General features: G+C 60.2%; 10 protein-coding genes and 1 pseudogene. 1 reads left to right on the forward strand and 10 read right to left on the reverse strand.

Annotated features, from left to right (window positions below; all coding sequences use genetic code 11):
* The 4 genes and pseudogenes from Q427_RS21160 to Q427_RS21170 form a co-directional block, all read right to left on the reverse strand.
* A partial coding sequence (locus Q427_RS21160) for a TetR/AcrR family transcriptional regulator (RefSeq protein WP_197030772.1) occupies positions 1 to 356 on the reverse strand: 356 nt, incomplete at its 3' end.
* A 152-nt stretch (positions 357 to 508) separates the two neighbouring features.
* Positions 509 to 1,303 (reverse strand): acetate/propionate family kinase, encoded by a 795-nt coding sequence (locus Q427_RS35675; protein ID WP_331280676.1) that lies wholly within the window; start codon positions 1,301 to 1,303, stop codon positions 509 to 511.
* A gap of 74 nt (positions 1,304 to 1,377) precedes the next feature.
* Positions 1,378 to 1,725: pseudogene (locus Q427_RS35680) on the reverse strand (acetate/propionate family kinase); the annotation flags it as partial.
* On the reverse strand, positions 1,722 to 3,122 hold the full coding sequence (locus tag Q427_RS21170; RefSeq protein ID WP_043517096.1) for a bifunctional enoyl-CoA hydratase/phosphate acetyltransferase: 1,401 nt from the start codon (positions 3,120 to 3,122) through the stop codon (positions 1,722 to 1,724). The pseudogene Q427_RS35680 and the gene Q427_RS21170, both read right to left, overlap by 4 nt.
* Positions 3,123 to 3,295: 173 nt before the next feature.
* Between Q427_RS21170 and Q427_RS21175 the strand changes: the two genes are divergently transcribed.
* Positions 3,296 to 3,721 carry a RidA family protein gene (locus Q427_RS21175; RefSeq protein ID WP_331280677.1) on the forward strand — a complete coding sequence of 142 codons (426 nt, stop codon included), beginning with the start codon at positions 3,296 to 3,298 and terminating at the stop codon, positions 3,719 to 3,721.
* Between the two features lie 44 nt (positions 3,722 to 3,765).
* Here Q427_RS21175 and gntR read toward each other — a convergent pair whose 3' ends face one another.
* The 6 genes from gntR to Q427_RS21205 all read right to left on the reverse strand — a co-directional run.
* On the reverse strand, positions 3,766 to 4,761 hold the full coding sequence (gene gntR, locus Q427_RS21180) for a gluconate operon transcriptional repressor GntR (protein WP_043517088.1): 996 nt from the start codon (positions 4,759 to 4,761) through the stop codon (positions 3,766 to 3,768).
* An 80-nt stretch (positions 4,762 to 4,841) separates the two neighbouring features.
* Positions 4,842 to 5,333: a gluconokinase gene (locus tag Q427_RS21185; RefSeq protein ID WP_043517090.1), complete on the reverse strand. Its 492-nt coding sequence runs from the start codon at positions 5,331 to 5,333 to the stop codon at positions 4,842 to 4,844.
* A 19-nt stretch (positions 5,334 to 5,352) separates the two neighbouring features.
* The gene (locus Q427_RS21190) at positions 5,353 to 6,831 is read right to left on the reverse strand and encodes a tripartite tricarboxylate transporter permease (protein WP_043517091.1); all 1,479 of its coding nucleotides are present in this window, start codon (positions 6,829 to 6,831) and stop codon (positions 5,353 to 5,355) included.
* 85 nt (positions 6,832 to 6,916) lie between these two features.
* Positions 6,917 to 7,876: a tripartite tricarboxylate transporter substrate binding protein gene (locus Q427_RS21195; protein ID WP_043517092.1), complete on the reverse strand. Its 960-nt coding sequence runs from the start codon at positions 7,874 to 7,876 to the stop codon at positions 6,917 to 6,919.
* Positions 7,877 to 7,962: 86 nt separating this feature from the next.
* On the reverse strand, positions 7,963 to 8,457 hold the full coding sequence (locus tag Q427_RS21200; RefSeq protein WP_043517093.1) for a tripartite tricarboxylate transporter TctB family protein: 495 nt from the start codon (positions 8,455 to 8,457) through the stop codon (positions 7,963 to 7,965).
* Positions 8,458 to 8,671: 214 nt separating this feature from the next.
* Positions 8,672 to 9,348 (reverse strand): TRAP transporter large permease subunit (locus tag Q427_RS21205; protein ID WP_043517094.1); only part of this gene is annotated, 677 nt, incomplete at its 5' end.

Here is a 9,348-nt window from a genome sequence, read left to right on the forward strand (position 1 = left end):
CTCCGCAAAGGTCGGGTTGATGCCGGACAGTTCCTGTCCCAGCCCACCAGCATGCACCCCAGGTACCCATCCCGGCGGTATTTCTCCCGCGACAGTTCGAAGAAGCGTCGCGCCCGATCCAGCGGCGGCAGCGACTGATCGCCCAGCGCGGCATCGAGCCCCTGGTGCACCTCGTCCATGTAGCGGTCGACGACCTGCAAGGCAAAATCCTCCTTGCTGCGGAAGTAGTGATAGAAAGAGCCCTTCGGCGTCCCGGTGGCCTGCAGCAGCGCCTGGATACCCAGGTCGTTGTAGCCGTGCTGAAGCAACATCTCGAGTCCCGCCTCGAGCAAACGCTCACGTGTCGTATGTGCCATTCAAACCCCACTAGACTGACCGGTCTATTCATAAGATAGGCCAAGAAATACCGCCGTCAAGGCGAAACCCTTCCCGGCGATATTCGACTTTAGGATAACGGCAATGATGAGGGGCGCTGTCGCGCTCAGCGTCACCGAAGGAACTGGCTCGACTACACCGTGCTGGCTGTATGCCAGGCGATCATGCGCTCCTCGTCGGTAGGGATGACCCACAGGCCCACCCGGCTGCTCTCCGCAGCGATGTCGGTGGCATCGGCCTGATTGGCCGTCGGGTCGAGCACTGCACCAAGCCACTGGCAACCTTCCACCACCGCGGCGCGCACCGGGGCGGCCCGCTCGCCAATCCCAGCGGTGAATACCAGGTGGTCCAGGCCACCGAGGGCGGCGGCGAGGCTGCCGATCTCGCTGACGATACGGTAGGCGAACAGCTCGATGGCCTCAGCGGCCTCGGGCGCATCGCACTTCAGCAGTTCTCGCATGTCGCCACTGATGCCCGAGACACCCAGCAGGCCGGACTCCTTGTAGAGCATCTGCTGGACGGCTTCGGGCGCCATGCCTTCCTGAAGAATCAGGTGCAGTACCAGCCCCGGGTCGAGGCTGCCGCTGCGGGTGCCCATCATCAGTCCTTCCACGGCGGTGAAGCCCATGGTAGAGGCCACGCTCTTGCCGTCATGGATGGCGCAGAGGCTGGCACCGTTGCCCAGGTGAGCCACGATCACCCTACCCCCTGTCGCTACACCGCCATGTGTCGGCAGGATCTGGTCGTTCAGGACACGGTTGATGTAGTCGTAGGAGAGCCCATGGAAGCCGTAGCGGATGACGCCGGCGTCGCGGTATCGCCGCGGCAGAGGAAACGTCCTCGCCACCGGGGGCTGGTCGGCATGAAAGGCCGTGTCGAAGCAGGCCACCTGGGGAAGATCGGGCCGCAGCGCTGCCAGGGCACGCACCGGCGCCAGGCCATAGGCTGGTGCAGTGGAGCCAGCGGTACCAGGGCCTCCAGCGCATCGAGTGCATCGGCGTCAAGACGAACCGGATCGACGTGGTCGCGGCCACCATGCACGATGCGATGCCCCACGGCACCGATATCTTCAAGATCCGGATGCGCTTCGATCCAGGCCAGCAGCTTGGACAATGCCCCACCGTGATCGAGATCGGCCGGCACCTCGCTCAGTGCAGGGCCGGCCGAGCCTGAATCCAGCGCCTCGCCCTCCCCGTCCTTGAGGCTTAGCCGTGCCTGACTGCCAAGACCGGCAAAGTGTCCGCGATAGCGCAGCTCCAGGTTCGTCGGCTCGCCCCCCTGTGTGGCGCCAAACAAGGCGAACTTGATGCTGGATGAGCCGCTGTTGATGACCAGTATCTCACGCATCATGAGCGCTCCCGCTTCTGGTGTTCGGCCACCAGCAACGCCAGGGCACAGGATGCCATGCGGGTGATGGCATCATCGGCACGGCTGGTGAGCACGATGGGGACCCGCGCGCCCACCACCAGGCCGGCCCCGGTGGCATCGGCCAGGTACGTCAGCTGTTTCATCAGCATGTTGGCCGACTCCAGGTCGGGCGCCACCAGGATATCCGCCCGCCCCGCCACAGGCGAGACGATGCCCTTGGCCTCGGCGGCCACTTCGGACACGGCATTGTCGAAGGCCAGCGGGCCGTCGATCGTGCCGCCGCGGATCTGTCCCCGTTCGGCCATCTTGCACAGTGCGGCGGCTTCCAGTGTCGAGGCGATCTTGGGATTGACGGTTTCCACCGCCGAGAGTATCGCCACGTTGGGATTGGCGTTGCCCAGGGCGTGGGCCAGGTCGATGGCGTTCTGGACGATATCCATCTTGTTGGCCAGCGTAGGGTAGATATTGATCGCGGCGTCGGTGATGAACAGCGGCCGCGGATAGGTCGGCACGTCGAAGGCCATCACATGGCTCAAGCAGCGCTCGGTCCGCAGTCCCGTGTCGCGCTTGACCACCTCGTGAAGCAGTTCCTCGGTGTGCAGAGCCCCCTTCATGAGCGCGCCTACCCTGCCGGAACGTGTCATGGCGACCGCTTCGGCGGCTGCCGCATGGCTGTGGGGGACATCGACCAGCTCAAACTCACCGATGTCGATGCCGGCCGCCTCGGCAGCGGCACGGATCTTTTTCTCCGGCCCCACCAGCACCGGCCGTATCAGTCCTTGGCGCGCCGACTCGGCGGCCCCAAGGATCGAGACTTCATCCACCGGATGCACCACGGCCATATCGACCGGCTCGGGATGCTCGGCTGCCGCCAGCATCTCATGCAGTCGCGCCCGCTCGGCCAGCCGAATCCGCGGCAGCACGGTGCGTGGACGACGAATCTTTTCGGTGGGCGCCTGTACCTCTGCCTCGCCTTCGATCACCGTATCGCCATTCTGATTGGTGCAGAGACAGTGGAAGATGATGCGCTTGCGCTGCTCATCCTTGCTGCGCACCCGGACGCTGACCCGAAGCACGTCGCCGAGCCTCACCGGCTTGAGAAAGCGCAGAGTCTGGCCCAGATAGATGGTGCCAGGCCCCGGCAGCTCGGTGCCAAGCACGGTGGAGATCAGGGCCCCACCCCACATGCCGTGGGCGACCACTTCCTGGAACCGAGTGCTCTTGGCAAAGTCGTCGTCGAGATGGGCCGGGTTGATATCCCCCGACATGACGGCAAACAACTTGATGTCGTCCAGCGTAAGCCGCTTCTCGATCGATGCGCTATCGCCAGGTTGAATCTCGTCGAACGTCCGATTCTCGATCTGGTCACTGCTGTCCATCAGCCTGTCATCCTCCGTGTGCTTCATTTCCCCCAGCATACTGCGGCGCAGCAAAGTCTGCCTGTATTTATCCACCAATAACTGATCGACATCAAGCGACAATGGGCACTGACGCAGGACCGGAACAGGCCAACTATAGTAAGTGAGGCACTTGCAAGTGAGTTACGAAAACCATGGGGAAACGCAATATGCACCAGTATCTCAACGACCCGACCCTCGCCGTGCCAGTCTTCCCCGGCAGCCATATCGTCATGGATGACAGCTACATCTTTCTCTCTGGGCTGACGGTTACCGACATTCAGGGTGGCGAGTCGGTGGTCGGCGACATCGCCGAAGAGACCCGCTGGGTCATGCGACGCCTTGCACGCATGCTGGAATACGCCGGTGCGAGCCTGGACGACACGGTGCGGGTGGACATCCACCTGACGAACCTGGATACGATTCACACCATGGACGCGGCCTATGCCGAGTTTTTCGACGACCATCACTATCCAGCCCGGACCTGCACCGAATCGCCAAGGCTCAGTGGTTCCTCGAACGTGGAGATCACCATGGTTGCCCGTCGCCCTGCAGCAAAGGAAGCCGACGCCAAAGACTGATCCGGCTCACCGAACGCCGCCGCACCGGTGTAGCATCAACGCTATTACAGAGTCATGCCGGGCTCGACCGTATACCCCAGATCGATCACCGTCTCACCCGTGGCTTTACCGTGAATGCGCTTGAGAAGCTCACTGGCGGCCCTGTTGCCGATGGCCTGGCGCGGCGTGATCACGCTGGCCAGCCGGGGCGACATGACCTGCCCCACGTCATGCCCATGGAAGCCGGCGATCGCCATCTGCTCCGGCACCCGGATGCCGCGGCGCAGGCATTCGAAATAGGCCCCGACGGCAACGTCGTCATTGGTACAGAAGAGCGCATCGGTCTGTGGGTACTGATCAACCACCTCGCCGAGAAGCGCCGCCCCCACGCTGTAGGACGAGCGCTGGCTGCGCTGCAGGGTGAGGGGCTGCAGACCATGCTCCTCCACCGCCTGACGGTAGCCCTGTTCACGCTGGCGTGTCCGCTCGTCCAGGCGCACGGCAAGGTAGACGATATGGCGATGGCCGCGCCGAATCATCTCACTGACCATGTCATAGCCGGCCCGAACGTTGTCGAAGCCCACCGCCTGATGCAGCGGCGGTGTCAGCGAATCCATGATCTCCACGGTGGGTATGCCGGCGGTCTCCAGCATGCGGCAGGTACGGACGGTATGCAGACTGTCGGAGAGGATCACCCCATCGACATTGTAGGAGAGCAGTGATGCCAGGCTGCGCTCCTCGAGTTCCTGACTGTAGCCGTAGTGAGAAAGCATCAAGTGATAACCGAGGGGTTCGGTGACCTCTTCAATGCCCACCAGCACATCGGCAAACACCTGGTTGGTCAGCGACGGCACCAGCACGCCGATGGAGTGGCTCGTTGCCCGGGAGAGCAGGTCGGGGGCGCGATTGGGAATGTAGCCGACCTGCTCCGCCGCGGCGAAGATGCGCTCACACAGCGCTTCGGATACCGTTGTCGGATCACGCAGGGCGCGGCTGACAGTCATCTTCGTCGCGCCGACCTGGTCGGCAATATCCTGAAGTGTTGGGCGTTTTTTCTTCACGTCAGCCTAGAGATCGAGAAATTGTGGCCTCGGCCTACGGCGAGGCGTGTTTTCGGCAGCTCGGGGGCACTATACCGAAATCACTGGCCCAGCGCTGCCAGGCACTGACGAAGCACTCCTTCCTCATCCATACGAATATCAATGGCAATCGCCTCGTCAAAGCCTGGAGGTTCCAGCTGTTCGAACTGGTTACGCAACATCTTTTCACCATTGAAATAGTGTCCTTCACGGTTTGCGAAGCGGGAGAGAATCGTCTCGAAATCACCGTCCATATAGAGGAAGACCAGCTCGGGGGCAGCCTCCCGCAGACGCTTCCGATAGCGCTGCTTCAACGCCGAGCAGCCCAACACCAGGGCCGGTTCGCGCTCTAGCAGTTCGGCCAGATCTGTCAGCCAGTCAGCGCGGTCTGCATCGCTGAGCGGCCGGCCACTGGCCATCTTCTTCACATTGGCTTCGCTGTGAAAATCATCGGCATCGAAAAAGGGAATACCCAGATGTCGTGCCAGCCGATCGCCGATCAGACTCTTGCCGCTGCCGGAGACTCCCATGACAACGATTTTCGGATAGCGCATCGTGTGTCCCATCCCTGGTTCAGCCGGTTTTCCGACGCATCTGAATGACTACCACCATCAGCGCCACCACCATGACCAGCAGACCGATGGCCAACGGCGAAGAGAGCATGTACTGGACAAGAGGTATATCACGAGCCCCGGCGATACGCATGGCACGCGCCAGGTTGGTTTCGATCAATGGGCCCAGTACGACGCCAATGATGATTGGAGCAAGCGGTACCTCGATTTTCTTGAAAATGGCGCCAGCAATGCCCAAGACAATTGCGATGAAGACATCGAACAGGCTGTTGCGCAGGCTATAGGCGCCAAACAGCGCGAAGACCAACACCGTTGGTACGATGTACTCCATGCGTATCTTGAGGATATAGGAGAAGTACTTGATGCCGACCGCGCCAATGATGGTCATAGCCACGACGGTCAGCAGCATGCCGTATAGAAAGGTGTAAGCCACATCGGGGCGATTCACGAAGAGGCTGGGCCCCAGAATGATGCCATGGATGACCAGGGCCCCTGCAATGATGGCACTGGTTGGGCTACCCGGCACACCCAGCGCCAACAGGGGGACCATGGAACTGCCCACCGTGGCATTGTTGGCACTTTCGGCGGCAATGATGCCTTCCGGATTACCTTTCTCGAAAAGCTCGGGCTGCTTCGAGACACGCTTCGCTTCACCGTAAGACATGAACACGGCCAAGGTAGTACCAACCCCTGGCAAAAGTCCGACAACCGTGCCGATGATGCCTGACTTCCACACTAGCAGGCGCTTTCTTAGAATCGACATTACGACTGTCATGCGCTTGATGCTCTGATCGTGATACTGCACCTGTTCGCCGGGCTTCTTGCCAATATTGAGGAACATCTCAGCGAAACAGAACAGTCCCAATACCACGGGCACTACGGAAATACCGGAGCGCAGATCGGCGCTACCGAAGGTGAAGCGCTCTGAACCGGTGATCATGTCGATGCCGATGGTACTGATGAAGAGCCCGAACAGCACGGCAAAGGCTGCCTTGAGGAAACTGCCGCTGAGAGCCCCGACAATGACGAGCCCACTCAGCGAGACAAAGAACATCTCGGCGGGGCCGAATTGCAGGGCAAGCCTCGCCAGCGGCGGCGTAAAGAGTATAAGGATAAGTACGCCGATGAAGCCACCAAACATACTGGAAAAAATCGAATAATAGAGCGCTTCCTTGGATCGCCCCTGCTGCGTCAGGGGATACCCTTCCATGGCAACCGGCGCCGCCACGACATCCCCGGGCACGTTGATCAATATGGCAGTGATAGAGCCACCGTACATACCGCCCATATAGATACCGCCCAGCAACAACAGGCCTATCTGTGGCTCCATGGTGAACGTCAGGGGAAGCAGCAGCGAGATGCCAATGGCACCATTGAGGCCCGGGATGGCTCCCACCAAGATGCCGATCAGCACTCCGGCAAACACCACCAGGAACACACTGGGCGTAAGAAGAACAGAAAGTATTGAAAGAAGATCCATGATCGCTGCCAGCGTCGTGAGTAGAACTGGGCCCGGAGTAAACTGCTGCCCCGAGCCCGCCGGGGGTCGATTACGTCATACCCATTCAGTCGTCATTGAACTGCTCGAGGTTTTCTTCGATAACCGGTGAAAGCACGCTGTTGGAGCGCTCCACCATATCGCTGGCCTCATCGGCATTCAGGTAACGGTAGGGAATCGAAGCGCTGCGGAAGTTCTCGATCATTGCCTCGTTGGTGCTTATCTCATCGAGAGCCGAAGTAAGGATGTCACGCACATCATCAGGCAGGCCGGCCGGCGCCACCATGACACGAGAAACCCCCATTTCAAGATCGATACCCTGCTCCTTGAGGGTAGGAACATCCGGGAACATCTCCATGCGCTCGGCCGCGGCAAAGCCGATCGGAGTGCCGCCGGCATCGGTAATCGGGTCGTGGCTCATGGAAGATGTCGAAGCCAGATCGATGTGATTGCCCAGTAACGCATTCATCAGTTCGCCACCACCGGAATAGCGGATCGGAGTGGTATCAATCCCAAGTTCCTCGCTGAAGGCAAGGATGTTCAGGAGGCCAAGGGCACCGGACTCGCCGATCACGATGGCACCAGGGTTTTCCTCGCCGTAGCTGCGCACAGCATCCAGGGTATCGAGATCGCTGCCGGGACCGGAGAAGATACCCATGGGCATATCATCGAAAGCGGCCAGGTATTCAAAACTGTCGGAATCGAAACTGGTGTCGCGGGTGTTTTCCAAGACAAAATTATCCGGGTAGCCGAACACGCCAAGGGTATAACCATCGGCCTGACTACGGGCAATCTCGGCGATACCGATTTCGCCGCCAGCTCCTTCACGGTTGACTACATTGACTTGGCGACCGAGCTCATCGCTCAGGCGGTCGGCGATGATCCGTGCCACGGTGTCGCCTCCGCCACCCGCACTATAGGGCACGATGATCTGTATATTCTTGGTGGGATAATCCTGCGCCAGGGCGGTGCCCGACGCAGCCAGCAGAAAGGGTGTACTGAATAGAACTGCCAACTTCATTTTCATTGTCATCACCTTGGGTTGGTGTTTCATTCCACATCATCGCAGTATGAGCAGGCGTGATGTGCACGACACTCTGAACGCCTCGGCGATCAGAAGAAGACCCCTGAGGGGGCTGGGAGCCCCAGCAGCAGGGTAAAAACCAGGTACATGAAGAGGGTAACCAATACAGCGAAGATCCCCCCTTTCACATACACTTTGCGCTTGAGGCTGGCCGGATCGACCCGATAGTCGTGGTAGCAATAGATCACGAAGACCAGAAAAGCCGAGGCCACATAGAATCCGACAACCATCAGGATCAGAAAGGTCAACAGCATGACGGTGCCGGGCACCAGTATCTGGAATAACAGGGTGTCACGCATCTTGCTGCGCTCCTCCCCCGCCTGCGCAATGGCCTCGTCGCCGGCAACAGCCAACTTCTTGGCCTTGATAGCCGCATCGATGAGCATCAACAGGCCTGTGATCCCGATTCCCCATAGCACCATTTTCGGGAACATGGCGGAACGCCTGGGAAGATCGCCAACCTGTGTATATAGCAAGACCGAGGCAATGATCAGGATGATGCCCAGTATAAAATTGGATCGCATGTGGCCAACTCGCACATCTTGTAATATTGGATATTGGTAACATTAACCAATTCATGTTACCGGTAACTTAGATTATAAAATCTTAGCCACTGGTGCCTGGCATGTCAATCGCTGTGCCCTCGTTTTATGTCATTTCTCGAAGCCATCACCAAGCTGCTCTACTGTCAGGCGCGCCATGATTATTTCCTTCTGCTCATGGCCCAATGCTCTCCGCTCAGTTGCCGCGCACGGCGGTGAGGTCCGGCAGCCAGGTGACGATGCCGGGGAAGGCGATCAGGATCACCAGCACCACCAGCAGCGCCGCGTAGTACGGCAGCATCGCCTTGACCAGCGACTCCATCGAGACCTTGCCCACCCCGCAACCCACATAGAGGCAGGTGCCTACCGGTGGCGTCAGCAGCCCGATGCCGAGGATGAAGGCCATCAGCACCCCGAAGTAGGCGGCGTCGACACCCACCGTGGTGACGATCGGCGTCAGCATCGGCGCCATGATCACCATGGCCGGGGTCAGGTCCATGACGAAGCCCACCAGCAGCAGCAGTGCGGCCACGATCAGCAGCAGCAGGAACGGATCCTGGGTGATCGCCTGCACCTGGCGCACCAGGGTCTGGGGCACCATGTTGATGGTCAGGAACCAGGCGATCACCGTGGCGAAGGCCAGCAACAGCAGCACCATGCCGGTCAGGCGGGCGGTGCGGATCAGCATGCCCCACAGGTCCCACAGGCGGATCTCGCGGTAGAAGACCAGAGAGATGAACAGCGAGTAGAGCAGTGCGGCGACCGCGGCTTCGGTGGCGGTGAACACTCCGCCGATGATGCCGCCGATCACGATCACCGGCAGCACCAGGGCCAGCCAGGCGGCCTTGAAGGCCTGCCACAGCAGGTCGAGGC

The sequence above is a fragment of the Halomonas sp. BC04 genome, assembly GCF_000568385.1.